Annotated in this window: 1 protein-coding gene; it reads left to right on the top strand. The window is 38.2% G+C overall.

The window, feature by feature from the left end; all coding sequences use genetic code 11:
- Window positions 1–31: 31 nt before the first annotated feature.
- On the top strand, window positions 32–262 hold a 231-nt coding region (locus CWC14_RS18660), incomplete at its 3' end, for a WecB/TagA/CpsF family glycosyltransferase (protein WP_502705437.1).

Genomic DNA, 262 nt, shown 5'->3' with positions numbered 1-262 from the left:
TCTATTAATATGAAAGTGAAGTTTGATATTGGTGGATATTTTGAAAAGCTATAGTGTTTTAGGAATACCTGTGTACAACGGTTCTATTGAAACTGCTGTAAATGAAATGTTGCTACAGTTAGAATCGGGTGACATGCATAGTAATCGCTGCATTAGTGCCACTGGAGCGCATGGAATTATTGAAGCGCAATACAATCCACCGTTTAGGGAAATACTGCAATCTTTTTATTGGAATCTACCGGATGGAATGCCTACGGTATGG

The organism is Pseudoalteromonas sp. S3260 (assembly GCF_005886925.1).
Lineage (GTDB): Bacteria > Pseudomonadota > Gammaproteobacteria > Enterobacterales > Alteromonadaceae > Pseudoalteromonas > Pseudoalteromonas tetraodonis.
This window is presented reverse-complemented; position numbering and strand designations above follow the sequence as displayed.